Source organism: Variovorax boronicumulans, from assembly GCF_019352895.1.
Lineage (GTDB): Bacteria > Pseudomonadota > Gammaproteobacteria > Burkholderiales > Burkholderiaceae_C > Variovorax > Variovorax boronicumulans_A.
Genome location: NZ_JAAAFX010000007.1, coordinates 266509 through 291121 on the forward strand (window position 1 = coordinate 266509; position 24613 = coordinate 291121).

Sequence of the window (24613 nt, forward strand, 5' to 3'; positions counted from 1 at the left end):
CTCTCACTATGCAGCAAGGGCCGGCCCTTTGAGAATCCGCGGCACCAAGGAGACCTGAAATGAAGTTGCTGCGCTACGGCCCCCCCGGCCAAGAGAAACCCGGCCTGCTCGATGCGGCCGGCACCCTGCGGGACCTGTCCGCCCACATCGCCGACGTCGACGGCCGCGTGCTCGACGTCGCCACGCTGGCCCGGCTGCGGGCCCTCGACCCCGCCGCCTTGCCGGCCGTCGACGGTTCGCCGCGCCTCGGTGCCTGCGTGGCCAACATCGGCAAGTTCATCTGCATCGGCCTGAACTACGCCGACCACGCGGCCGAATCCGGCATGGCCGTGCCGGCCGAACCGGTGGTCTTCGGCAAGTGGACCTCGGCCGTGGTCGGCCCCAACGACGACGTGAAGATCCCCCGCGGCTCGGAGAAGACCGACTGGGAGGTCGAACTCGGCGTGGTGATCGGCAAGGCCGCGAGCTATGTGGAGGAGGCCGACGCGCTGGACCACGTGGCGGGCTACTGCGTGATCAACGACGTGTCCGAGCGCAACTACCAGCTCGAGCGCGGCGGCACCTGGGACAAGGGCAAGGGCTGCGACACCTTCGGCCCCACGGGCCCCTGGCTGGTCACGGCCGACGAGGTGCCCGATCCGCATGCGCTCGGCCTGTGGCTGGAGGTCGACGGCCACCGCTACCAGAACGGCAACACGCGCACCATGATCTTCCGCGTGCCGCAGCTCATCGCCTACCTGAGCCGCTTCATGACGCTGCAGCCCGGCGACGTGATCTCCACCGGCACGCCGCCCGGCGTCGGCATGGGCTGCAAGCCCGCGCCGGTCTACCTGCGCCCCGGCCAGACCATGCGCCTGGGCATCGACGGCCTGGGTGAACAACAGCAGCGCACGGTCGCGGCCTGAAGGGCACTCCATGATCAGCTACGACTTCAACGGCAGCACCGCCGTCATCACCGGCGGCGCGCAGGGCATCGGCTTCGCGGTGGCGCAACGCCTGCTCGGCGGCGGCGCACGCGTCTCGCTGTGGGATGCGGACCCGGCGGCACTGGCGGCCGCGCAGGAAACCCTGGCGGGCCAGGCCGTGCACACGGTGCAGGTGGACGTGACCGACCTGGCGCAGGTCGAGGCGGCCGTCGCGCAGACCGAGTCGGCCTGCGGACCGATCGCCATGCTCGTGCACAGCGCCGGCATCGCCGGTGCCAATGCCCCGGTCGCCGATTACTCGCCTGCCGAATGGCACCGGGTGGTCGACGTCAACCTCCACGGCGCCTTCCACGTCAACCGGGCGGTCGTCGCGGGCATGGTCGCGCGCAACTACGGCCGCATCGTGAACATCGCGTCGATCGCGGGCAAGGAAGGCAACCCCAACGCCGGTGCCTACAGCGCCTCGAAGGCCGGCGTGATCGCGCTGACCAAGAGCCTGGGCAAGGAAACCGCCAGCAAGAACATCGCGGTCAACGCGATCACGCCGGCCGCGGCGCGCACGCGCATCTTCGACCAGATGTCGCAGCAGCACATCGACTACATGCTTTCGAAGATCCCGCGCGGGCGCTTCCTCGAGGTGGAGGAGGTCGCGGCCATGGTGGCCTGGCTGGTGTCGGAGGACAACTCCTTCACCACCGGTGCGGTGTTCGACCTCTCCGGCGGCCGCGCGACCTACTGAGATCCTTTTTCTTCCAGAACAACAGAGACAAGCCATGAAATTCACCCGACGCGATGTGATCGCATCCGCCTGCGCGCTGGCCGCCACCGGCTTCGGCGCCGCCGCGCAGGCCGCCAGCGACTACCCTTCGAAGACCATCGAGCTGATCGTGCCGGTGGCCGCCGGCGGCGGCACCGACCTGGTGGGCCGCGCCTTCGCCGAGGCCTCGAAGAAGTACCTGCCGCAGCAGCCGATGATCGTCATCAACAAGCCGGGCGCCAGCGGCGCGATCGGCACGGCGGAGCTGATCAACGCCAAGCCCGACGGCTACAAGATCGGCATCATCATCTGCGAGATCACGATCATCCCGAACCTCGGGATCACCAAGTACACCGCGTCCGACCTGCGGCCGATCGCGCGGCTGAACGCCGACCCCTCGGCCGTGACGGTGCGCGCCGACGCGCCCTGGCAGACCATCGACGAGTTCCTCGCCGATGCGCGCAAGCGCAAGGACCCGATGCCCATCGGCAACGCCGGGATGGGCTCGATCTGGCACATGGCCGCGGCCGCCTTCGCCGAGAAGACCGACGTGAAGGTGAACCACGTGCCCTTCCTGGGCGCGGCACCGGCGGTGGTGGCGCTGCTGGGCGGCCACGTCGACGCGATCACCGTGAGCCCGGGCGAAGTGGCACAGCACGTGGCGGCGGGCAAGCTGCGCACGCTGGCCGTGATGTCCGACCAGCGCGTGGGCGGCGTCTTCGAGAAGGTGCCCACCCTCAAGGAACGCGGCGTCGACCTGACGGTCGGCGTCTGGCGCGGCCTCGCGGTTCCGAAAGGCACGCCCGCAGACATCGTGCAGACCCTGAGCGAGGTCGCGCGCAAGGCGGCCGACGACGCGGTGTTCCGCGACGCATTGAGCAAGGCCAGCCTGGGCTGGGCCTATGCCGACGCGGCGGCCTTCCAGACCGTGATCGACAAGGACCGCGCCTTCTATGCCGCGCTGGTGCCCAAGCTCGAACTGAACAAGCCCTGAGCGGCGACAGCGTCCTCAGCCCGCGCGCGTGCCCACGCCCCAGTAGAAGGTCGGCCGCGTGCCGTTGAGCGCGTGGTCGCCGATCACGCGCGACTTGTAGATCACCGGGTTGTGTGAGGCCAGCGTGCGGGCGTTGCGCCAGTGGCGGTCGAGCCGGCGGTCTTCCTGCAGCGCGGTCGCGCCGCCCACGTCGAACAGCCGCGTGGCGGCACCGAGCACGGCCTCGGTCACCGCGATCTGGGCCTTGCCCGCGCGCAACTCCACGTCGACCAGCAGGTCCTCGGGCAGCGGCTCGCCGCGCAACCGCACCCGGTCGAGTTCGCCCAGGCCACGCGCGACTTCGCGCGCCGCCAGCGTGGCGACGAAGGCCGTGCTCGCAAGCTGGCCGATCACCTGCTGCACCAGCGGGTCCTCGCGCGGCACCGCGCCGCTGCCGTGGCTGAACACGCGCTTGCGCGGCCGCACGAAAGCCACCGCATCGCGCTCGATGGCGCGCGCGATGCCGGCCAGCGTCGCGATGTGGAACAGCTGGAACACCGCGGTCATCAGCGTGGCGCCGCTGCGCGAGAAGTCGACGATGTGCGCGGCATCGACGGGCACGCGCTCGAAGCGCGTGGTGCCCGAAGCGGTCAGGCGCTGGCCGAAGCCGTTCCAGTCGTCCAGGCGCGTCACGCCGGGGGCGTCGGTGCGCACCAGCGCCAGCGTGCGCCATAGCGCGGGATCGGTGTCCTCGCGCTGCACCGTGACCGCGACCCAGTCGGCATACAGCGTGCCGGTGCTGTAGAACTTCTCGCCGCTCAGCAGCCAGGCGCCGTTCTCCTGGAACACGCGGGTCTGCAACTGGCCGAGTTCGCCGTCACCGGCCTCCGTGGTGGCGTTGCCGAAGATCGCGCCATCGGCCACGAGGCGCAGCCAGGGCGCGCGCTGTTCGGGCGCGAACTCCACCAGCACGCGCTCGACGAAGCCGAAGTGCGCGCGCAGTGCCTGCGGCAGGTTGGAATCGGCCTCGGCCAGTTCGATGATCAGTTCGTAGAGCTGCTCGGGCGTGGCGCCGAGGCCGCCGTGCGCGGCGGGCACGCGCAACGCGCCGAAGCCGGCCTCGCGCAGCCAGCCGACGGCATCGTGGGCGAGCGCGCGTTCGTGTTCGCGGCGGGCGGCGTGCTCGGCGATGCGGGCAAAGACGGGGCGAAAACGCGCAGCGAGCTGGGCGTCCGTGGGGGCAGGGTGGGGCATGGGGAGAGGCCGCGCGGGCGCGCGGCGGACGGATCGGTGCGAAGGGTCCCATCCTAGAAAGCGCGCCCCGCTTTCCAAGGAAGAAAAACGCGCGAGCAAATACGCGCAGCGCATGAGGGCCGTTGCGGGCGCCACGCACCGGAAGCCTCTGCTTCCTCGCTGCGCAACTAAGCATCTGCCGAAGTCTTCCTTCCCGCGGTGCGCGGCAGCACGAAGAATCCGCAGGCGTCGCCCTTCGCGCGACCCCTTTTTTCATCTTCTTCAGCGGCGGCCCGCGTCCGACGATGCCGTGCCCTGCGCCACTTTCACCCAGGACCCCAGGATGTCTCTCCCCCTCGTCTCCGGCCACGCGGCTCGCCGCAGCCTTCGTCTTTCCCTCGGCGCTGCGGCAGCCTGCCTGCTGTGCTTCGGCCAGGCGACGGCGGCGGAGACACCGCGGTCCGGCGGCCAGCTCAGCTTCGGCGTGACGACCGATCCGATCTGCTTCAACCCGCACCGCTCGACGCAGCAGAACTCCTACATCGTCATCCGCAACTACATCGACTCGCTGGTGGCCAAGGGCACGGGCGGCAGGTTCCTGCCCTGGCTGGCGCAGGAGTGGTCGGTGTCGGCGGACGGCAAGACCTACAGCTTCAAGCTGCGCCCCAACGTGCTGTTCCACGATGGCAGCAAGCTCGACGCCGAGGCCGTGAAGTTCAACTTCGACTTCGTGCGCGACACCAAGAACACCAACGCCGCCGGCGAGCTGCTGAAGTCGGTGAGCGCCGTGCAGGTGGTGTCGCCGACCGAGGTGCGGCTGCAGCTCGCGCGGCCCGATTCGGGCCTGCTCGAATCCATCGCCAGCGTGCGCCTGGGCCTGATCTCGCCCAAGGCACTGCAGTCGGGCGACGGCCTGTGCGCGGGCGGCCCGGCGCTGGCCGGGACCGGCCCCTTCGTGTTCGAGAACTACACGCGCGGGCAGTCGGCGTCGTTCGTGAAGAACAAGGACTACGCCTGGGCACCGGGCTATGCGGCGCACCCCGGCGCAGCCTACCTGGACCGCCTCACGGTGCGCTTCCTGCCCGAGTACGCGGTGCGTGCGGGCGCGCTGTCCTCGGGCCAGGTGGATGTGATCGAAGGCGTGCAGCCGACCGACGTGGGCCTGTTCAAGGGCCGGCCGGGTTTCCAGTTCCTGGTCGGGCCCGCCGGTGCGCAGACCTCGTTCACGCTCAACGTGAACTACACCATCCCGCCCGCGACCGACGTGCGCGTGCGCCGCGCGCTGCGTGACGGCGCCGACATCGGCGCGCTGGTCAACAGCGTCTATCGCGGCACCTACCGCCGCGCCTGGTCCAACATCGGGCCCGACAACCACTTCTACAACAAGGCGCTCGAGAACAGCTGGGGCAACGACGTGAAGGGCGCGAACCGGCTGCTCGACGAGGCCGGCTGGACCACGCGCGATGCCGAAGGCTACCGCACCAAGGACGGCCAGCGCCTCTCGATCGAGGTCGGCTATCCGCAGCCCTTCATCCGCGACAACCGCGAGGTGCTGATCCAGGGCCTGCAGGCGCAGCTGCGCAAGAACCTGGGCTTCGACCTGAAGCTGCGCTTCATCACCGGCGGTGAATGGGCGCAGCAACTGCAGAAGGGCAACTGGACCATCTACCCGAACACCTACCTGCCGGCCGACGCCGCGCAGGAGCTGCAGGGCAACATCGGCGAGAGCGGCTTCATCCACGCCGTGGCCGACAAGGGCGACAAGGAACTGTTCGGCCTGATCAACGACGCACTGGCGTCCACCAGCGCCGAAGGCAAGAAGAAGCTGGTCGAGGACGCGCAGCGCCGCGCTGTCGACCAGGGGATCATCGTGCCGCTGTTCTCGGCCAACTACCAGCTGGCGGCCAAGGCCCATGTGCGCGGCCTGTCCTTCGAGACGCAGCTCGATTCGCCGTCCAACTTCCACGACGTCTGGCTGGACGCGAAGTGATGGCGTCGCTGTGGCGCCGTGCCGCCTCGCGCCTCGGCGCGAGCGTGGTGGTGGCCTGGGGGAGCACCACGGCGGCCTTCTTCGCGCTGCATGCGCTGCCGGGCAACATCGCGGACATCCTGGCGGGCGACCTGGACTACCCGGGCCTGCGCGAGGCGATCGCCGCCGAGTGGGGGCTCGACCGCAGCCTGCCGGCGCAGTACTTCGACTTCCTGCGGCGCATCGCGTCGGGCGATTTCGGCACCTCCTACGAGTTGCGCACGCCGGTCGCCGAGGTGGTGGCCTCGCAGCTGTGGCCCACGGTCCATCTCGCGGTGAGCGCCGGCATCCTGGCGCTGTTGATCGCGGTGGTGGTGGCGACGCTCACCTCCGCTCAGGGGCGCGCCGCGCGCGCGCTCGCGTCCTTCGTCGAGCTGGTGTTCGCCTCGACCCCCGTGTTCTGGCTCGGCATCCTGCTGTTGATGACCTTCTCGTTCACGCTGCAGTGGCTGCCGGTCTCGGGTGACGAGGGCTGGGCCTCGCTGGTGCTGCCGGCCATCACGCTGGCGCTGCCCACGGCCGGCCTGCTGACGCAGGTGCTGCGCGAAGCGATGGAGAAGACGCTCGACCAGCCCTTTGTGGTCACGGTGCGCGCGCGCGGGCTGAGCGAGTGGGGGCTGCGCGTGCGCCATGTGCTGCGCCATGCGGCGCTGCCGGTGATGACCTTGGGCGGCTGGCTCATCGGCGGGCTGCTGGGCGGCGCGGTGATCACCGAGAAGGTGTTCGGCCGGCCGGGCCTGGGCACCGTCACGCTCAACGCGGTCTTGAGCCATGACGTGCCGGTGGTGCTGGCCGTGGTGCTGCTCGCGGCCTTCATCCATGTGGCGGCGTCGACGCTGCTGGACCTGCTCTACGTGCTGATCGACCCGAGATTGAAGACACCATGAATGCTTCCACCCAAGCGATGGCCGGGCCGGCCCCGACGGGCGCGGCCGAGGCTGCGCCGCGCCGACGCCCGCGCCTGCCCATCGGCGCGCTGTTGTCGGCGCTGTTCGTGCTGGTGCTGCTGGTCGCGGCGGTCGCGCCGGGCTGGCTCACGCCGCACGATCCGCTGGAAGGCGACTTCCTGGCCGTGCTGCAGCCGCCGGGTGCCGAGCATCCGTTCGGCACCGACCGGCTGGGTCGCGACGTGCTCGCGCGCACGCTGCACGGCGCGCGCTATTCCTTGGCCATCGGCCTGGGCAGCACCGCCATCTCGGTGTTCTTCGGCGTGCTGCTGGGCATTGCCGCGGGCCAGCGCAACCGCTGGCTCGACGAGGGCATCTCGCGGCTGTTCGACGTGATCTCGTCCTTCCCCGGCGTGCTGCTGGCGATGCTGGTGGTGATCTTCCTGGGCCAGGGCATGGCGAACATCGCGATGGCCGTGGGCATCGCCGGCATCCCGAAGTTCGGCCGCGTGGTGCGCGCCCAGACGCAGGTGGTGCGCAACGCGGACTACGTGACGCATGCCTACATCTACGGCAAGAGCCGCGCCCAGGTCTTCCTGCGCCATGTGCTGCCCAACGTGCTGGTGGCGGTGCCGGTGACCGCGACCATCTATGTGGGGTCGACCATCCTCGCGACCTCGGGCCTGAGTTTTCTCGGACTGGGCCCGCAGCCGCCGACGCCCGAATGGGGTGTGATGCTGGCCGAGAGCCGCGACGTGCTGCGCGTGGCCTGGTGGCCGGGCGTCTTCCCCGGCGCCGCGATCACGCTGACCGTGATCGCGTTCACCGTGCTGGGGCATCAGCTGCAGCGCCGCTTCGAAGGGCGGACGGCATGAGCGCGGTCCTTGAACCACACATCGATCCACTGCCGGCGCCGCTGGTGGACATCGAAGGCCTGAGCATCCACTTCGATGGCCCCGAAGGCCGGCGCGCGGTGGTCGAGTCGGTGGACCTGCTGATCCGCCCTGGCGAGTGCGTGGCGCTGGTCGGCGAGTCGGGCTCGGGCAAGAGCGTGACCGCGCGCAGCCTGCTCGACCTGGCCGGCCCGGGCGCGCAGGTGTCCGCCCGGCGCTTCCTGCTCGAGGGCGCCGATGCGCGGCGTTTCGACCAGGCCGCCTGGCGGCGCCAGCGCGGCACTTTCGCCGGGCTGGTGATGCAGGACGCGCTGGTGTCGCTCGACCCCTTGCGCTCGATCGGCCAGGAGGTCGGCGAGGTGCTCACGCACCACCGGCTGCTGCGGGGGCGCGGCGCCATCGTGCAGCGCACGCTCGACACGCTCGCGCGCGTCGGCATTCCCGACCCCGAGGTGCGTATCGGGCAGTACGCGCACCAGCTCTCGGGCGGCCTGCGCCAGCGCGCGCTGATCGCCGCCGCCATCGCCGGCCAGCCGAGACTGATCATCGCGGACGAGCCCACGACCGCGCTCGACGCCAGCATCCAGAAGCAGGTGATCGAGGTGCTGTCGCGCCGCGTGCGCGACGACGGCGTGGGCCTGCTGCTGATCAGCCACGACCTGTCGGTGGTGGCCGGCATCGCCGACCGCGTGCTGGTGATGCGCGCCGGCCGCGTGGTGGAGTCGGGCCCGACCGCCGAGGTGCTGTCGAGGCCGCGCCATGCCTATACGCGCCAGCTGATCGCGGCCGTGCCCTCGGCCTCGTCCAAGGGCAGCCGGCTCGCGTCCGCGCGCTTCGAATCGTCGGCCCACGACGGCCGCACGCAGCTCGTGCGCGACCCGCTGCCACCGCGCGCGGTGACGGACGGCGACGTCGTGCTCGAGGTCGAGGGCCTCGGCAAGCGCTTCGCGCGCGGCGGGCGGGGGGCGGCGGCACAAGATTTCGTGGCGCTGAGCGAAGTGTCCTTCGCCATCGGCGCGGGCGAGGTGCTCGGGCTGGTCGGCGAATCGGGTTCGGGCAAGTCGACCTGCGCGAAGATCGTGCTGGGGTTGCTCGAACCGGACGCGGGCCGGGTGCGCCTGCTGGGCCATCCTTGGTCGGGTCAATCCGAAGGCGCACGCCGCGCGTTGCGGCCCAGGCTGCAGTACATCCCGCAGGACCCGCTGAGCAGCTTCGACCCGCGCTACACGGTGCGCGACGTGATCGCGGAGAACCTGGGCGGGCTGTCGGGCGCGGCCGCGTCGCGCCGCATCGGCGCGCTGCTCGAACAGGTGGGCCTCGGTGCCGCGGTGCTCGACCGCTCGCCGCGCACCTTGTCGGGCGGCCAGCGGCAGCGCGTCGCCATTGCACGCGCACTGGCGGCCGAGCCCGCGCTGATCGTGTGCGACGAACCGGTGTCGGCGCTGGACATCTCGATCCAGGCGCAGGTGGTCGACCTGATCGGCGAACTGCAGTCGCGCCTGGGCACGGCGCTGCTGTTCATCTCGCACGACATCCACCTGGTGCACCACATCGCCGACCGCGTGCTGGTGCTCAACGAAGGCCGCATCGTCGAGCAGGGGTCGGTGGACGCGGTGTTCCTGCAGCCGCAGCACGCCTACACGCGTGCGCTGCTGTCGGCGGTGCCCAAGCCGCTGGTGGCAGCGGCCTGAGCGGAGCTCAGTCGACGGGCGCCAGCGCGGCCTCCGCGCGATGCACGTCGGCAGCCGGCACATGCCCGGGGTAGCCCGGCAGCGCGATGCCAAGATGTTCGCGCAGCGTGCGGCCGCTGTACTCGGTGCGGAACAGGCCGCGCTTCTGCAGGATCGGCACCACGCCGTCGACGAAGTCCTGCAGCCCGTCGGGCAGCTGGTCGGGCATCAGGTTGAAGCCGTCGGCCGCGCCGCCCTTGAACCAGTGTTCGATGTCGTCGGCAATCTGCTCGGGCGTGCCGACGATCACACGGTGGCCGCCGCCGCCCGCGAGCTCGCGCACCAGCTGGCGCACCGTGAGGCCGCCGCCGCGCGCGGCGGCCAGCGTGGCCTGGAAGAAGGTGTGGTTGCCGTTGCCGCCGGCGGGCAGGGAAAGGTCCTCGGGCAGGGCCTTGTCGAGGTGCAGCCGGTCGGGCGTCACGCCCAGGATGCCGGCCAGCCGGGCCAGGCTGTAGTCCCAGGGGATCAGGTCGACCAGCGCATCGCGGCGCGCGCGGGCCTGGGCCTCGGTGGCGCCGATGATGGTGGTCAGGCCCGCGAGCACCTTCACCGCGTGCGGGCCGCGGCCCAGCTCGGCGGCGCGTCGGTTCAGCGCCTGGCTGTAGGCCAGCGATTCCTCGAAGGATTGCGAGGCCGAAAACACCGCCTCGGCATGGCGCGAGGCCAGCTCGCGGCCGTCGGACGAGCCGCCGGCCTGGACCAGCACCGGGTGGCCCTGCGGCGTGCGCGGCAGCGTGGAGGCGCCGGCCACGGAGAAATGCGCGCCGCGGTGCGCGATGGGCTGCACCTTGGCGGGGTCGATGAAGCGGCCGCTGGCCTTGTCGCCGATGAAGGCGTCGTTGGCCCAGCTGTGCCACAGCGCCTTGACGACGTCGGTGAACTCGCTGGCGCGGCCGTAGCGCTGTGCGTGGTCGGGGGCAGCCTCGAGGCCGAAGTTGCGCGCCGAGGGCACGTCGGCCGTGGTCACCACGTTCCAGCCCGCGCGCCCGCCGCTCACATGGTCGAGCGTGGCGAAGCGGCGCGCGATGTTGAAGGGTTCGTTGTAGCTGGTCGAGGCCGTGCCGATCACGCCGATGTGCGTGGTGGCGGCGGCGATGCTGGCCAGCAGCACCGTGGGTTCGAGCGCGGTGATCGGGCGGAAGTGGATCTGGTCGATGATGGCCGCGTTGTCGGCCAGGAACACGGCATCGAGCTTGCCGGCCTCGGCGATTTGCGCCACGCGGATGTAGTGTTGCACGTCGGTGAAGGCGTGCGGGTCGCTCTCGGGCAGGCGCCAGGCCGAAGGCACGAAGCCCGAGTGCAGGATGTTGACGTTGAGATGGAGTTGGCGGGGCGGTGGGGCGGGGGAGCGGCTCATCGGTGCTTGGGGCATGGAGGGTGGCAGGGCTGGAGGCCACCGCAGCATCTCGACGGGCCGATGGGCCCTCAGGTCACGCACCGTGAAGCGGGCATGCGCCGGGCCAGGGCGTCGATGCCGCGGGAGGCAGACGGGCCACTCTAGGCCGCCGCCGCCGCGCGCCCAAGGAAGCTTTGCGCGCTTCGATATGTGCGCGGCGGATATCGAAGCGCGGCCGGGCGTCAGCGCGCCGTCACTGCGCCGGGCAGTTCAGCCCGGACTGCGCGATCAGTCCGCGCAGCTGCGCGGTGCTGGCCGAGTCGTCGGGGCCGATGGTGTTGCGGGTGAAGTTGCAGCCATAGCTCGGTTGCGCCACGGTGGCCGGCGTCACCACGTCGTCGCCCTTGGGCTTCACGCCGTCGCGTTCCCACCGGATCATGGCGTCGAAGGCCTCGGACTGCTCGGCGACGGTGAAGTCGCAGTGGGTGGCGCCGCGGATCGCGCGCTGCACCAGCCAGGCGTCGTTGCCCTTGGCGGCGACGCGCTTCTTGTAGATCTGCTCCATGCTGAAGGGCACGTAGAGGTCGCCCAGCGTGTGCAGCGTGACCACCGGGATCCTGAAGTCGCCGTTGGCGACCGGGATCCAGCGCAGGCCGTCGCGGCGCAGCCGGTTGGCATCGGCCTGGCCCGTGACCTGGAGCGCGGCGGCATTGAGCGCGGCCGAGCCGGCCGGGTCGTTGTCGATGGTGTAGGTGAAGCGCCGGGTGTCGACGAGGTCCTTGTTGAGGATGCCGTTGACCGTGCCGTCGCGGCCGAACACGCCCCACACGGCGGAGAAGGAGCCGCCGTAGGCCAGGCCCAGGTCGAACAGCGGACGCTCGCCGCCGGTGAGGTTCTTGAGCACCGACTTGTAGCGGTTGCCCAGCGCCGTGGTGCCGACCGGTGCCGTCGGGAACTGGGTGAACAGCGCGGTCGTGACCTGCGCCTGCACGTCGCCCCAGTTGCGGAACGGGTTCTTCGCCACGCCCGCGATCGCCTGCGCCGTGACCTGTGCGCCCGCGAAGTAGTCGAACAGCTCGGTGTCGCCCAGCACGCCGCACATGGGCACGGCGCCGTTGTAGCGGACCTTGTTCCTCGCGGTGGCGAGGGCCTCGTCCTCGATGGCCGCCGCCGTGATGTGGCCGCCCATCGAATGGCCGGTGATGTAGGTGCGGGTCGGGCTGGCCAGCGTGCGGCCATTCGCGGCCGCGATCTGGTTGAAGGCCAGCGCCAGGGCGTTGGTGTCTTCCACGCCCACCCGCACATCGTAGAAGTTCTTGCTGTAGCTCGAGGCCGCCCAGGCATAGCCGTTGGCGATCAGGTAGCGGCGGATCGACGGGTTGGTCACGGCGAGCGCGTTGCCTTCGCCCGCGTAGCCATGGGCGTACATCACCAGCTTGCCGTTCCAGTTGGCCGGCACTTCGACGCGGTAGGCCGCGCCGCCCAGCACCCCGGCCCAGCGGCTGGTGGTGGCCGGGTCGACGGTGTCGCCCGCGGCCGGCAGGGCGGCGAAGGTCTTGGCCGTCGGGTCGACCGGGGCGAAGCTGTTGCGGCTGTCCTGCGCGCGGGTTTCCTCGGGGGCGGACGCGGAATCGCCGCCGCCGCCGCAGGCGGCCAGGGCCAGCGTCGCGGTCAGGGCCAGCAGGGGGGCGCTTCTTGTCATGGGCATCGGGATGTCTCCGTACGTGGGGGATGGGCCACCCGACCGCGGGGCGAAGACCATGTCCGAGCGCGCCTGCAGCCGAGTCGGCCACAGCCTAGGGCGAGGGGCTGCCGCATCACCCCGGGCTTACCCGGGACCGCTATCGCCTGGGCGACAGAAGGCCTCAGGCGCGCGCGGTGCCCAGCGCGTCGCGCATCACCTGCGCCACCGCCACGCCTTGCGCCTCGCCCAGGCCCTCGAGCGCCGCGATCACGCCGCGCTGGTCTTCGGGCGAGCGGTCCTGGTTGAACTTGAACTTGCCCTGCAGCGAGCGCAGCGGAATCTCGACCGCCGCGATCAGGCCCAGCCGCGGCTCGACGTAGTCGAAGGGCATGGCATCGAAGTCCCAGCTGCCGCCCAGCGGCGTGTCGTAGTGCGCGACGGTGCGGCGCAGCACCGCATGCAGGGCCCGCGTGTCCTCCATCACGCGCGGCGTGCCGCGCGCATGGATGGCGGCGTAGTTCCAGGTCGGGAAGGTGCTCTGCTGCACGTACCAGCTGGGCGAGATGAAGGCATGCGGGCCCTGGAAGATCACCAGCGCCTCGGCGCCCGCCAGCAGGTCCTGGTACTGCGGGTTGCGCTTCGACAGGTGGGTGGTCAGCAGGCCCGGACCTTCGGGTTGCGGGTCGAGCAGGAAGGGCAGGTGGCTGACCTGGGGGCCCTCGGCGCCGACCGTGACGAGGGTGGCGAAGCTCCAGGCGCGGATGCCGGCATGCAGGCGGTCCAGGTCGTATTCGCGGTAGGGGGCGGGGGTGTACATGGCGTGGTGTCGATGACGAAGGTGTGTGTTCAGGCGAGGCGTTCGGCCAGCGCGCGCAGCGCCGGCATCACGGTGGGCAGGTGGGCCTGGGCGGCCACCGGATGCGAAGCGAAGCGCGCCACCACCATCTCCGCGACCGGGTCGATGTGCAGCAGCTGGCCATGGATGCCCTGGGCCGTGAAGGTGCCGTGCGGGTCGTGCGCCACCCACCACATGTTGCGGTAGCTCCAGCCCGCGAGCCGGGTGTAGCCGGCATGCGCGAAGCGGGCCGGATCGGCGCCCGCGCGGATGTCGGCCACCACGGCTTCGGGCACGATCTGCGCGCCGTTGAAGGCGCCACCGAGCCGCATCATCTCGCCCAGCCGCGCCAGGTCGCGCAGGCCGGTCGCGAGGCCACCGCCGGCCGACTCCGCACCCTGGCCGTCGAGCGCGAAGGCGGCGTCCTGCTCGGCGCCGAGCCGGCGCCAGATCCGTTCGCTGAGCACCTCGGCCAGCGGCTGGCCCGCGACCCGGCTGACCAGCCAGCCGAGCACGTCGGTGTTGACGGTGCAGTAGGCGAAGCCCTCGCCGTGCGTGCCGCGCGGCGGAACGGTCTGCAGGAACTGGCGAAAGCCCTCGGGCCCCGCATAGCCCGGGCCGCGCGGCAGCAATTCGCCCGCGCGCGCATAGCGCCACACGCTGGCGTCGGCTTCAGTGTAGTCCTCCGAGTAGTCGAGCGCGGTCGTCATGTCCATCACCTGGCGCACGGTGGCGCTGCCGAAGGCGCTGTCGCGCAGCTCGGGCAGGTAGTGCGTCACGTCCGCCTGCGGGTCGAGCTCGCCGCTGGCCGCGAACATCGCGCCCAGCGTGCCGACCACCGACTTGGTGACCGACATCGCCATGTGCTGGCCGTCGTCGCGCAGGGCGCCGAAGTAGCGCTCCTGCACGATCTTTCCGCGGTGCAGCACCACCACGCCGTCGGCATGCACGGCCGCGAGCGCATCGGCCCAGGTGGTGGCCATGCCGGGCTCGAGCGGCGTGAAGCGCACCGCGTCGAGGTCGTCGCGCTCGGCGCGCGCCAGGGGCGAGGCCGGCCCGCTGCCGCGCGACACGTTGCGCGTGGGCTGCAGCTCGCGCAGGTGCGAGAAGGCCCAGCGGCTTTCCGGGAACTGAAAGATCGAGCGCTCGCGCGGCCGCACCGGCGCCGCGGGATTCGGCGGGAAGCCCGCGCGCCAGCCGCGCGTCAGCGCGTCGTTGAGGGGAAGGGTCGTGTCTGCACCTGCGTTCATGTCGGTCCTTGCTGCAAAGGGAGGCCCAGCGCGCCGATCACGCGGCGCTCCAGGATGTCGCTGGCGCGCCCGAGGTGCGCGCGCATGTGGCGTTCGGCGGTGGCCAGGTCGTTGTCTTCCACCGCGTCCAGGATCTCCAGGTGTTCCTGGCAGGACTGGTGAAGCATGTCGATGTCGACCAGCGGGTAGTCCGACAGGTCGGAGATGCGGCGCAGCCGGTTCTGCTGCTGCACCGCGCCGAGGATGAAGCGGTTTCCCGAGGCACTGGCCAGCAGCTCGTGCAGCTGGGCGTTGGCATCGAAGAAGTCCAGCCACGAGTGGATGGTGGCGTGCTTGAGGAAGGCGCGCTGGCGCTCGCGGCAGACCTGTAGCCGCTCGCGGTCGATGCGGAAGCCGGGCTCGCGCAGGCCGGCGCACTCGACGGTGATGCGGAAGCGGTAGCTCTCGCGCTCGCTCTCGACCGAGTCGAGGGTCTCGCTGAACTCCCAGCGCCGGTACTGGCGCCCGCTGAGCACGCCGTCCTGCAGCAGCGCGGTCAGCACGCTCTGCAGCAGGGCGGGCGCCACGCGGTAGGTCTTGGCGATCTCGAGTTCGTGGATGCGGGCCGGCAGCTTGCCCGCGAGGCGGTCGCGCAGCAGGTTGTAGTAGAGCTTCTTCTCCTCGTCTTCCGGCATCGCCTGGCGGGCGCGCTCGAGCGCCTCGCGGTCGGCGCTGAGCGTGTAGCCGCGGTTGGGCTGGTGGTCGAGCAGCTGGCGCTCGTGCAGGAAGCGCAGCGCGGCGCGCACCGGCGTGCGCGAGATGCTCAGCCGGGTGGCCAGTTCGGACTCGGTCAGGTGGTGGCCGCTGCCGTAGCCGCCGGCCAGCGCCTGGTCGAGGACGTAGCGGCTCACGCGCTGGGTCAGGGGCGGGATCGCGGGAGGTGTTTCGTCGGCCATGAAGAGGGATTCCGGAGCCACGTGGATGGCACGATCATCGCTTTGCATTTGTACTTTTCGCACAGAAAAATCATGTACAAATGATGACGAAAAAACAATTTACATTTTTAAGATGGTTCCGACGCGGACCCATTGACGGGTTCGTCACAACGGAGAAACCGTCTCATGGTCATCGCGCAAGCACCGTCTTCCCATCCGTCTTCTCACCCGTCTTCCCGGCCTTTTTCCTCCCTGTCCGCTCCCGCGGTCGACCATCCGGCCCTGGTCGGCACCCCGCCCATGGGCGCGTTCTGGATGCCCTTCACGGCCAACCGCAAGTTCAAGCAGTCGCCGCAGCTGATCGTCGGCGCCGAGGGCATGCACTACCGGCTGGCCGACGGCCGCCTGGTGCTGGACGCCATCGCCGGCCTCTGGTGCGTGAATGCCGGCCACCGCAACCCGCGCGTCACGGCCGCGCTCAAGGCCCAGATCGACGTGCTGGACTACGCCTCGAATTTCCAGAGCGGTCATCCGGCGGCCTTCGAGCTGGCCGCCCGGCTGGCGGACTTCGCGCCCGGTGACCTCAACCATGTGTTCTTCACCAACTCGGGTTCGGAGTCGGTCGACACCGCGCTGAAGATCGCCGTGGCCTACCACCGGGCCCGCGGCGACGCCGGGCGCTACCGCCTGATCGGCCGCGAGCGCGACTACCACGGCGTGAGCTTCGGCGGCATCTCGGTCAGCGGCATCGGTCGCCAGCGCAGCACATTCGGGCCGCTGCTCAACGGCGTCGATCACCTGCCGACCACGCACGATCCGGTGCGCAATGCCTTCTCGCGGGGCGAGCCGGCCTACGGGATCGAGAAGGCGGATGCGCTGGAGGCGATGCTGGTGCTGCACGACCCGTCGACGGTCGCGGCGCTGATCGTCGAGCCCGTGGCCGGCTCGACCGGCGTGCTGCCGCCGCCGCAGGGCTACCTGCGCCGGCTGCGCGAGATCTGCGACCGTCACGGCGTGCTGCTGATCTTCGACGAGGTGATCACCGGTTTCGGGCGGCTCGGCGGGAACTTCGCCGCCGACCTGACGGGCGTGCTGCCCGACCTGATCACCGCCGCCAAGGGCCTGAGCAACGGCGCGGTGCCGATGGGCGCGGTGCTGGTGCGCGACGGCGTGCACGACGCCTTCATGCACGGCGCGGCGGGCAGCGTCGAACTGCTGCACGGCTACACCTATTCCGGCCATCCGCTGGCCTGCGCCGCGGCCTCGGCCACGCTCGATGCCTACCTCGAGGACGGCCTGATCGCGCAGGCCGCGGCGCTGTCGCCGTACCTGGAAGACGGCCTGCATTCGCTGCGCGGCCTGCCGGGCGTGATCGACGTGCGCAACCTCGGGCTGCTGGCCGGCGTCGAGCTGGCGCCCTACGCGGGCGGCACGACGACGCGCGGCCAGGCGGTGGCGCAGCAGTGCCTGGCGCGCGGCGTCATGGTGCGCGCCGTGGGCGACACCATCGCGCTGTCGCCGCCTTTCACCATCTCGCGCGCGCAGATCGACGAGATCGTCGATGCATTGCGCACCGCCATCCTGAACACCGTCGACCAACCATCCGCCTGAGGAGCCTTTTTCCATGAGAACACCGATGCCCATCGAGTGGGTCACCCCCCGCCCCGCACCCGCGCTCGACCCGCAGATCATCGAATGCATGCGCCGCATGGGCGCGGCGGCGGCCAATGCGCCGCGGCGCCACACCATCTCGATCGAGGAGGGCCGGCGCAACGCGGAAGTGCTGCGCGCGCCCTGGGCCGAGGGCGGGCCGGCGATGGCGCGCACGGTGGAGCGGCAGGTGCCCACGCGCCACGGCGAGGTGCGCATCCGCATCTACTACCCGGCGCAGCGCACGCTGCCCGGCGCGATGGTCTATGCGCATGGCGGCGGCTTCGTGATGTTCAGCCTCGACACCCACGACCGCGTGATGCGCGAGTACGCGGAGCGCGCCGGCATCGTGGTGATCGGCATCGACTACACGCTGGCCCCCGAGGCGCATTTCCCGCAGCCGCTGGACGAATGCGTCGACCTGATGCACTGGCTCGCGGACCATGCGGCATCGCTGGACATCGACCCCACGCAGCTCTTCATCGGCGGCGATTCGGCGGGCGCCAACCTCAGCGTGGGCACCTGCCTGACGCTGCGCGACGAAGGCGCGCGGCTGCCGCGGGGCATGCTGCTGAACTACGGCGTCTACACCACCGAACTGCTGAGCGAATCGGCGCTGCGCTACGGCGCCGGCGAGTACGGCCTGTCGCTGCACATGCGGGCCTGGTTCCAGGGCCTGTACCTGCGCGACGCGAAGGACTTCACCGACCCGCGCATGGCCAGCCTCCACGCGCAGCTCGAAGGCCTGCCGCCGGCCTTCTTCGTGATCACCGAATGCGATCCGCTGCAGGACGACAGCGTGCAGATGGCCGAAAAGCTGGCCGCCGCGGGCGTCGAGGTGCAGTCGACGCTGTACCACGGGACCATCCATGGCTTCCTGGAGTCGGTGTCCGTCGCCGACGTGGCCGGCCGCGCCTTCGACGACTCGGCCGAGTGGCTGCAGCGCCTGGCCCGGCGCTGATCGCCACGAGAAGAACAGGAAGACAGGAGACCGATCCATGAGAAACACGCCCGGCAACGGCCGCCTGCTGAGCTACTACGACTGGGGTGCCACGCCGTACTACGCGCTGCAGGCCGACGCCCGCTTCTCGTACTGCATGTACGTGCCGCAGAGCTACGACGAGGACGCGACGCGCGAATACCCGCTGATCGTGCTGGTGCATGGCACCGAGCGCTGGCCGCACATGTACCGCGACGCCTTCGAGGACTTCTGCGAGACGCACCAGTGCATCGTGGTGGCGCCGCTGTTCCCGGTCGGCATGGGCGAGGCGGGCGATCTCAACGGCTACAAGTACCTGGACTTCGCGGGCGTGCGCTACGACCGCGTGCTGCTGCAGATCGTCGACGAGGTGGCAGCCAAGTGGCGCAGCGCGCGCAACTTCATGCTCTTCGGCTTCTCCGGCGGCGGGCACTTCAGCCACCGCTTCGCCTACCTGCATCCGCAGCGCCTGACCGGCGTGTCGATCGGCGCGCCCGGCCTGGTCACGCTGCTGGACTTCGAGGCGCCGGCCTGGCGCGGCGTGGGCGATCTGGAGGAGCGCTTCGGCCACGCGGTCGACCTCGACGCGCTGCGCCGGGTGCCGGTGCAGATGGTGGTGGGCGCGCAGGACACCCAGACCTGGGAGATCGGCATCGCGCCCGACAGCCCTTTCCACATCCCCGGCGTCAACGACGAGGGCACGCACCGCATCGGTCGGCTGCGCGCGCTGCAGGCCTCGTGGGAGCGCCACGGCATCGCGGTGCGCTTCGACATCGTGCCCGGCGTGGCGCACCGGACCGCGCCCGTGCTGCCCACGGTGCAGGCCTTCTTCGCCGACGTGATGCGCGCGGCGCGCGAGCGCGCGCCATGACGCGGCCGCCCTGACGCGGCGCGGCGCGCACCCTGTTTTCCCTGTTCCCCACCCACAGACAGTTCACACAGAAGGACGATCAAGACCATGCTGCGCCAACTCTTTCGCCGGGCCGCCCTCGCATTGGGCACCGCCGCGTGCCTGGCCCTCGCCGCGCCGCTGGCGCTGGCCCAGCCCGCGCCCAAGGCCGGCGGGACCGCCGTCATCGCGCTGATCCAGGAACCCGGCAGCTTCAACCGCTTCCTCACGGGCCAGACCGGCGCCCTGCTGGGCCGGATGGTGGTCGAGGGGCTGTTCGATCCGGACGAGCAGGGCAACTACCTGCCGCTGCTCGCGGCGCAGCTGCCGACCCAGGCCAACGGCGCGATCTCGGCCGACTCGCTGAGCGTGCGCTACACGCTGCGCCCGGGCCTCAAGTGGTCCGACGGCCAGCCGCTGACCTCGGCCGACTACGTGTTCACCTTCGAGGCCTACAGCAACCCCGCCAGCACCCCGGCCGGTGACGCCATCACGCCCGCCTGGCAGCAGATCGAGTCGGTGACCGCGGTCGATGCGCTCAACTTCGTGGTGAAGATGAAGCGCCCGAATCCGGGCTACCTCGAACTCTTCAACATCGTGCTGCCCAAGCACAAGTTCGACAGCCCGGTGCTGACGCAGGTGCATGCGCAGTCGCGGCTGCCGCTGGGCACCGGGCCCTTCGTGGTCAAGGAATGGCGCACCGGCGATGCCATCGTGCTGGTGCGCAATCCGCACTACCGGCAGGCGGGCAAGCCCTACCTCGACCAGATCGTGCTCAAGATCATCCCCAACCGCGAGGTCGCGATGCAGGGCCTGCTGCGCGGCGAGGTCGACACGCTGTTCTTCCCGACCACCGGCGACCTGCCGACGCTGATCAAGGCGCAGAAGGACGGCAATCCGATCGAGATCGCGATGCAGGGTTCGAAGTCGTGGGTCGAATGGCTGTGGCTCAACAACGCCAGCAACGGCGATTCGAAGCGCCCGCATCCGGTGCTGGGCGACCCGGCGGTGCGCGAAGCCATGGACCGCGCCATCAACCGCCAGCAGATCATCGACCAGGTGTTCGGCGGGCTCGGCCAGCTGACCGGTTCCTTCCTCTACTCGGGCTGGGCCGCGGTCGACATTCCGGTCACGCCCTACGACCCGGCCAAGGCCAGCCAGGTGCTCGAGGCCGCGGGCTGGAAGAAGGGCGCCGACGGCGTGCGGGTGCGCAACAACGTGCGTGCCAGCCTGCGCTTCCAGACCATCTCGGGCGACCGGACCCGCGAACTCTACCAGCAGCTGATCCAGCAGAACCTCAAAGACGTGGGCATCGAGATCAAGATCCAGAACGTGCCCTCGACCGTACTGATGGGCGGCTACAAGGACGGCGGGCTGATGAAGCGCGGCAACTTCGACATCGCGATGAGCCGCGACGGCTATGTGGTCGACCCGGTGGGTTGGGCCGGCAAGTTCACGAGCCGCCAGATCCCGTCGGCCGAGCATGTGGAGGGCCTGAACTTCATGTTCTATTCGAACGCCGAATACGACCGCGTGGTCGACCAGGCGGCCTCGATCATCGACATGGGCGAGCGCCGCAAGCTCTACACCCAGGCCGCGCGGCGCTTCGCCGCCGACCGGCCGGCGCTGCCGCTGTACAGCTCGGCCTGGGGCACGGCCTGGTCGAAGCGGCTGGGTGGGGTGAAGTCGGTCAGCTGGAACGGCATCTGGCCGCAGAGCGCCGACTGGTACATCGCCAAGTAAGCGACGGGCACCCCGATGTTCCGCTATTCCCTGCGCCGCATCCTCGGCAGCATCCCGCTGCTGGTGCTGATCACCGCTTTCGTCTTCGCGCTGCTGCAGGCCGCGCCCGGCGGTCCCCTGTCCACCGGCGAGGGCGGCGGCGGCACGGCCGAGGAAGCCATGAGCCGCATGCGGGTGCAATGGGGCCTGGACCAGCCCGTGCACCTGCAGTTCGTGCGCTGGCTGGGCCAGTTGCTCCAGGGCGAGTGGGGCAGCTCCTTCAACAGCGGGCAGCCGGTGCTGGAGCTGATCCTGCAGCGCCTGCCGGCCACGCTGCAGCTCACCGGCCTCTCGCTGCTGCTGTCGATCGTGCTGGTGATTCCGCTCGGCACCCTGGCCGCGTTGCGCAAGCGCAGCTGGATCGACTACGCCATCACCGGCGTGTCGATCTCCGGCATCTCGATGCCGATCTTCTGGCTCGCGCTGATGCTGCTCTATGTGTTCAGCTTCAACCTCGGCTGGCTGCCGAGCGCCGGGCTGGGCGACATCCGGGCCTCGACCGAGGGATGGGCCGCGGTGGCCGAGCGCCTGCGCTACCTGGCGCTGCCCGTGACCTGCTTCACGCTGGTCACGGTGGCGGGGCTGGTGCGCTTCATGCGCGGCTCGATGCTCGACACGCTGGAGCAGGACTACATCCGCACCGTGCGCTCCAAGGGCCTGCCCGCACGCACGGTGATCGGCAAGCATGCGCTGCGCAACGCGCTGATCCCGGTGGTCACGATGTTTGCGATGGAGCTGCCGCGGCTGTTCATCGGCTCGGTGGTGATCGAGACGATCTTCGCGTTGCCGGGCGTGGGCCGGCTCTTCATCGACTCCGTGCAGGTGCGCGACTACCCGGTGCTCATGGGCATCCTGGTCATCGCCTCGGTGCTGGTGGTCGTCTCCAACCTGGTGGCCGACCTGCTGTGCGGCTGGCTCGACCCGCGCATCGCGTTGGGCAAGGAATGACCGTGGCCTCTGTCTCTTCCCTCTCCCTCCCCGATGCGCCGCAGGCTCCCGCCGCGCCGGTGCGCTCGCGCGTGCTGCGCCGGCTGCTGCGCCACCGGCTGGCGATGTTCAGCGCCTTGCTGCTGCTGTGCATCGTGGCGGCCTGCATGGTCGGCCCCTTCTTCGGCAGCTTCGACGCCAACCGGATCGACCTCGCGGCCCGCGACCTGGCACCGAGCTGGCGCCACTGGATGGGCACCGACGAGCTGGGCCGCGACCAGTTCGCGCGCGTGCTGATCGGCGGGCGGCTGTCGCTGAGCGCCGGCCTGGCCACGATGGCGCTCACCATGGTCCTGGGCGTGGCCGTCGGCGCGATCGCGGGCTATGTGGGCGGCTGGGTCGACAGCGCGCTGATGCGCACGGTCGACGCCTTCTATTCGGTGCCCGGCCTGTTCGTGCTGATCGTGGTGGTGGCGATGGTCGGCGTGAGCTTCTGGAGCATCGTTGTCACGCTGGCGCTGCTCAACTGGATGGGCACCGCACGCCTGATCCGCGCCAGCGTGCAGACGCTGCGGCGCCAGGAGTTCATCGAGGCCGCGCACGTGCTGGGCGCGAGCCACTGGCGGGTGGTGGTGAGGCACCTGATCCCCAACGTGCTGGGCGCGATCCTCGTGTCGGCCACGCTCAATGTGGCGGTGGCGATCCTGGCCGAGTCGACGCTGTCCTTCCTAGGGCTGGGCTTCCAGCCGCCCGACGCCACCTGGGGCCGGATGCTGCAGGAGGCGCAGATCCCGGTGATCCGCGAGGGCCAGTGGTGGCGCGGCTTCTTCCCCGGGATGATGATTTTCCTCACCGTGCTGTGCGTCAACTTTCTCGGCGACGGCCTGCGCGATGCCTTCGATCCGCGTGCCCGCTGACTGTTTCGGAAGCCACCCCATGACCTCCCTGAAGAACGACTTCTTTCCGGTGTTCCGTTTCGCCGGCAGCCACCGCGCCATCGGCCGTGCCTATGGCGAGAGCTGTCGCGCGCTGATCCGCACCCACCATGCGCGCGCCGAGGCCGGCGTGCTGCAATTGCGCGGCGGCTCGGCCGAGGAGGCACATGCCCAGGCGCTGGCCTACCGGCCGCATGTGCTGGCCGGCGCGGCCTTCTTCGACGAGGAGATCCAGGGCCTGGCCGAAGGCGCCGGCCTCACCTTGGGGCAGGCCTACCTGCTGCAGCTGCGCGCCGAGCTGAGTCCCAGCCGTTCGCGCCGGCCCGAGCCCGAATGCACCACGCTGGCGGTGGCACCGTCGGCCGCGGCCGACGGCCGGACCTACGCGGGCCAGATCGCCGACCTGCCGACCGCCTACCTCGACCTCGGCGTGGTGGTCGAGTTCGCGCCCGACGACCAGCCCGCGGTGCTGATGTTCACGCCCGCCGGCCAGCTGTCGTACATCGGCGTCAACGACCGCGGCCTGTGCTGCTTCGCCAACTACCTGCATTGCGACGGCTGGCGCATGGGCATGCCGCGCTACTTCCTGTCGCGCATCGCGATGCTGGAGGGCCGGGTCGATGCGGCACTTGCCCGCGTCCGGAGCGTGACGCGCGCCTCGTCGCGCAACCTGCTGATGGCCGACGCGGCCGGCGCCATCGTCGACCTCGAGACCACGGTCACGCGCGATGCGGCGCTGTCGCCGCAGGGCGGTGTGCTGGCGCATGCGAACCACTATGTCGCACCGTCGCTGCTGTCGGAAGAGCGCGCCTCGGACGCCTTCCTCTACAACTCGCGCCAGCGCCACGCGCGCATGGACACGCTGCTGCGCGAGGGCGTGGGCCGCCACACCATCGAGGGCCTGCAGGCGATCGCGCGCGACCGCGTCGGCTGGCCGCACTGCATCAGCCGCGCGCCCGGCGACGGGCAGGAGCAGGTGATGAGCGTGGCCTGCGCCATCGCCGCACCGGCGTCGGGCCAGCTCTGGGTGGCCAAGGGGCCGCCGCACGAACACGCCTTCGAGGCGCTGGGCTTCACGCTGTCGCGCCAGGGAGTGTCCGCATGAGCGCGGTGCCGCTGGGCGATGCCGAGCCCGTGCTGTCGGTGCGCGGCCTGCGCATCGCCTTCGAGGTCGACCGGGTGGTGAACGACGTGGTGCACGGCATCGACTTCGATGCGCATGCCGGGCGCTGCCTGGCGGTGGTGGGCGAATCGGGCTCGGGCAAGAGCGTGTCCACGCTGGCGCTCACCGGCCTGCTGCCAGCCGACCTCACGCGGCTGCGCGGCGGCACGGCGATGTTCCAGACCAAGGCGGGGCGCACCGTCGACCTGCTGGCCCTGCCGCGCGAGCCGCTGCGGCTGCTGCGCGGGGCCGAGATCGGCGTGGTGTTCCAGGACCCGATGACCTCGCTCAACCCGGTGCTGACGGTGGGCGACCAGTTGAGCGAAGGCCTGATGTTCCATCGCGGCCTGTCGCGTGACGCGGCCTGGGCCGAGGCCCGGCGCTGGCTCGACCGGGTCGAGATCGCCGACCCGGCCGCCCGGATGCGCGTCTATCCGCACGAGCTGTCCGGCGGCATGCGCCAGCGCGTGATGATCGCCATGGCGCTGTCCTGCGAGCCGAGGCTGCTGATCGCCGACGAGCCGACCACCGCGCTCGACGTGATCGTGCAGGCGCAGGTGCTGGCGCTGATGCGCCGGCTGCAGAAGGAGCTGAACGCCGCGCTGATCTTCATCACGCACGACCTGGGCGTGGTCTCCGAGATGGCCGACGAAGTGGTGGTGATGCGGCTGGGCCGCGTGCTCGAGCGCGGCACGGCACGCGCGGTGCTGTCGAACCCCACCGATCCCTACACCCGCAAGCTGCTCGACAGCGTGCCCGACATCGGCCGGCCGGCGCAGCACGCACGCCCCGTGCGTGGCCCGGACGACCCGGTGGCGGTGGAGGTCGAAGGGCTGCGCATG

At 70.6% G+C, this 24613-nt stretch carries 21 protein-coding genes; 15 read left to right on the top strand and 6 right to left on the bottom strand.

Annotation, left to right across the window (positions count from 1 at the left end; translation table 11 throughout):
• The first annotated feature begins 59 nt into the window (after window positions 1–59).
• Genes K0H49_RS16235 through K0H49_RS16245 form a run of 3 tightly spaced genes read left to right on the top strand, consistent with a single transcriptional unit; the run spans window position 60 to window position 2677 of the window.
• Complete coding sequence (locus K0H49_RS16235) at window positions 60–905, top strand: ureidoglycolate lyase (protein WP_219214559.1); 846 nt, start codon at window positions 60–62, stop codon at window positions 903–905.
• 10 nt (window positions 906–915) lie between these two features.
• Complete coding sequence (locus K0H49_RS16240) at window positions 916–1665, top strand: SDR family oxidoreductase (RefSeq protein ID WP_219214561.1); 750 nt, start codon at window positions 916–918, stop codon at window positions 1663–1665.
• A gap of 34 nt (window positions 1666–1699) precedes the next feature.
• Window positions 1700–2677, top strand: coding sequence for a Bug family tripartite tricarboxylate transporter substrate binding protein (locus tag K0H49_RS16245; RefSeq protein WP_219214563.1), 978 nt, complete (start codon window positions 1700–1702; stop codon window positions 2675–2677).
• A 15-nt stretch (window positions 2678–2692) separates the two neighbouring features.
• On the opposite strand, the gene K0H49_RS16250 is transcribed toward K0H49_RS16245, so the two are convergent.
• Complete coding sequence (locus K0H49_RS16250) at window positions 2693–3910, bottom strand: acyl-CoA dehydrogenase family protein (RefSeq protein ID WP_219214565.1); 1218 nt, start codon at window positions 3908–3910, stop codon at window positions 2693–2695.
• A gap of 322 nt (window positions 3911–4232) precedes the next feature.
• Here K0H49_RS16250 and K0H49_RS16255 point away from each other — a divergent pair, with 322 nt between their 5' ends.
• From K0H49_RS16255 to nikE, 4 genes are read left to right on the top strand one after another with little or no spacing between them, the layout of a single operon-like run.
• A complete protein-coding gene (locus K0H49_RS16255) occupies window positions 4233–5879 on the top strand; it encodes an ABC transporter substrate-binding protein (protein ID WP_219214567.1) in 1647 nt (548 codons plus the stop codon).
• Entirely contained in the window at window positions 5879–6805 is a 927-nt protein-coding gene (locus tag K0H49_RS16260; RefSeq protein ID WP_257624914.1) for an ABC transporter permease, read from the top strand. Before K0H49_RS16255 ends, K0H49_RS16260 begins: the two co-directional genes overlap by 1 nt.
• Entirely contained in the window at window positions 6802–7680 is an 879-nt protein-coding gene (locus K0H49_RS16265) for an ABC transporter permease (protein WP_257624915.1), read from the top strand. The genes K0H49_RS16260 and K0H49_RS16265 overlap by 4 nt, the downstream gene beginning before the upstream one ends.
• Window positions 7677–9389 carry a nickel ABC transporter ATP-binding protein NikE gene (gene nikE / locus K0H49_RS16270; RefSeq protein ID WP_219214569.1) on the top strand — a complete coding sequence of 571 codons (1713 nt, stop codon included), beginning with the start codon at window positions 7677–7679 and terminating at the stop codon, window positions 9387–9389. The genes K0H49_RS16265 and nikE overlap by 4 nt, the downstream gene beginning before the upstream one ends.
• 7 nt (window positions 9390–9396) lie before the next feature.
• On the opposite strand, the gene K0H49_RS16275 is transcribed toward nikE, so the two are convergent.
• The 5 genes from K0H49_RS16275 to K0H49_RS16295 all read right to left on the bottom strand — a co-directional run bounded on the left by K0H49_RS16275 (window position 9397) and on the right by K0H49_RS16295 (window position 15468).
• Window positions 9397–10785 carry an LLM class flavin-dependent oxidoreductase gene (locus K0H49_RS16275; RefSeq protein ID WP_219214571.1) on the bottom strand — a complete coding sequence of 463 codons (1389 nt, stop codon included), beginning with the start codon at window positions 10783–10785 and terminating at the stop codon, window positions 9397–9399.
• Between the two features lie 232 nt (window positions 10786–11017).
• Complete coding sequence (locus K0H49_RS16280; RefSeq protein ID WP_219214574.1) at window positions 11018–12472, bottom strand: alpha/beta hydrolase family protein; 1455 nt, start codon at window positions 12470–12472, stop codon at window positions 11018–11020.
• A gap of 157 nt (window positions 12473–12629) precedes the next feature.
• A complete protein-coding gene (locus K0H49_RS16285; protein ID WP_219214576.1) occupies window positions 12630–13265 on the bottom strand; it encodes an FMN-binding negative transcriptional regulator in 636 nt (211 codons plus the stop codon).
• Between the two features lie 29 nt (window positions 13266–13294).
• Entirely contained in the window at window positions 13295–14533 is a 1239-nt protein-coding gene (locus tag K0H49_RS16290; protein WP_219214579.1) for a serine hydrolase domain-containing protein, read from the bottom strand.
• Window positions 14530–15468: a GntR family transcriptional regulator gene (locus K0H49_RS16295; RefSeq protein ID WP_219214582.1), complete on the bottom strand. Its 939-nt coding sequence runs from the start codon at window positions 15466–15468 to the stop codon at window positions 14530–14532. The genes K0H49_RS16290 and K0H49_RS16295 overlap by 4 nt, the downstream gene beginning before the upstream one ends.
• A 279-nt stretch (window positions 15469–15747) precedes the next feature.
• Here K0H49_RS16295 and K0H49_RS16300 point away from each other — a divergent pair, with 279 nt between their 5' ends.
• From K0H49_RS16300 to K0H49_RS16335, 8 genes are all read left to right on the top strand, one after another.
• On the top strand, window positions 15748–17058 hold the full coding sequence (locus K0H49_RS16300; protein ID WP_219215476.1) for an aspartate aminotransferase family protein: 1311 nt from the start codon (window positions 15748–15750) through the stop codon (window positions 17056–17058).
• A gap of 13 nt (window positions 17059–17071) precedes the next feature.
• Window positions 17072–18058: an alpha/beta hydrolase fold domain-containing protein gene (locus tag K0H49_RS16305; protein WP_257624916.1), complete on the top strand. Its 987-nt coding sequence runs from the start codon at window positions 17072–17074 to the stop codon at window positions 18056–18058.
• A gap of 37 nt (window positions 18059–18095) precedes the next feature.
• The gene (locus tag K0H49_RS16310; protein WP_257624917.1) at window positions 18096–18947 is read left to right on the top strand and encodes an alpha/beta fold hydrolase; all 852 of its coding nucleotides are present in this window, start codon (window positions 18096–18098) and stop codon (window positions 18945–18947) included.
• A gap of 87 nt (window positions 18948–19034) precedes the next feature.
• Window positions 19035–20708: a peptide ABC transporter substrate-binding protein gene (locus K0H49_RS16315; protein WP_219214585.1), complete on the top strand. Its 1674-nt coding sequence runs from the start codon at window positions 19035–19037 to the stop codon at window positions 20706–20708.
• Window positions 20709–20723: 15 nt separating this feature from the next.
• Window positions 20724–21695 carry an ABC transporter permease gene (locus K0H49_RS16320; protein WP_219214586.1) on the top strand — a complete coding sequence of 324 codons (972 nt, stop codon included), beginning with the start codon at window positions 20724–20726 and terminating at the stop codon, window positions 21693–21695.
• Between the two features lie 2 nt (window positions 21696–21697).
• Entirely contained in the window at window positions 21698–22591 is an 894-nt protein-coding gene (locus tag K0H49_RS16325) for an ABC transporter permease (RefSeq protein WP_219214588.1), read from the top strand.
• Window positions 22592–22610: 19 nt separating this feature from the next.
• Window positions 22611–23714, top strand: a complete 1104-nt coding sequence (locus K0H49_RS16330) for a C45 family autoproteolytic acyltransferase/hydolase (RefSeq protein WP_219214590.1) — start codon at window positions 22611–22613, stop codon at window positions 23712–23714.
• Window positions 23711–24613, top strand: a 903-nt coding sequence (locus tag K0H49_RS16335; protein WP_219214592.1) for an ATP-binding cassette domain-containing protein, incomplete at its 3' end; no start/stop codon positions are given. The genes K0H49_RS16330 and K0H49_RS16335, both read left to right, overlap by 4 nt.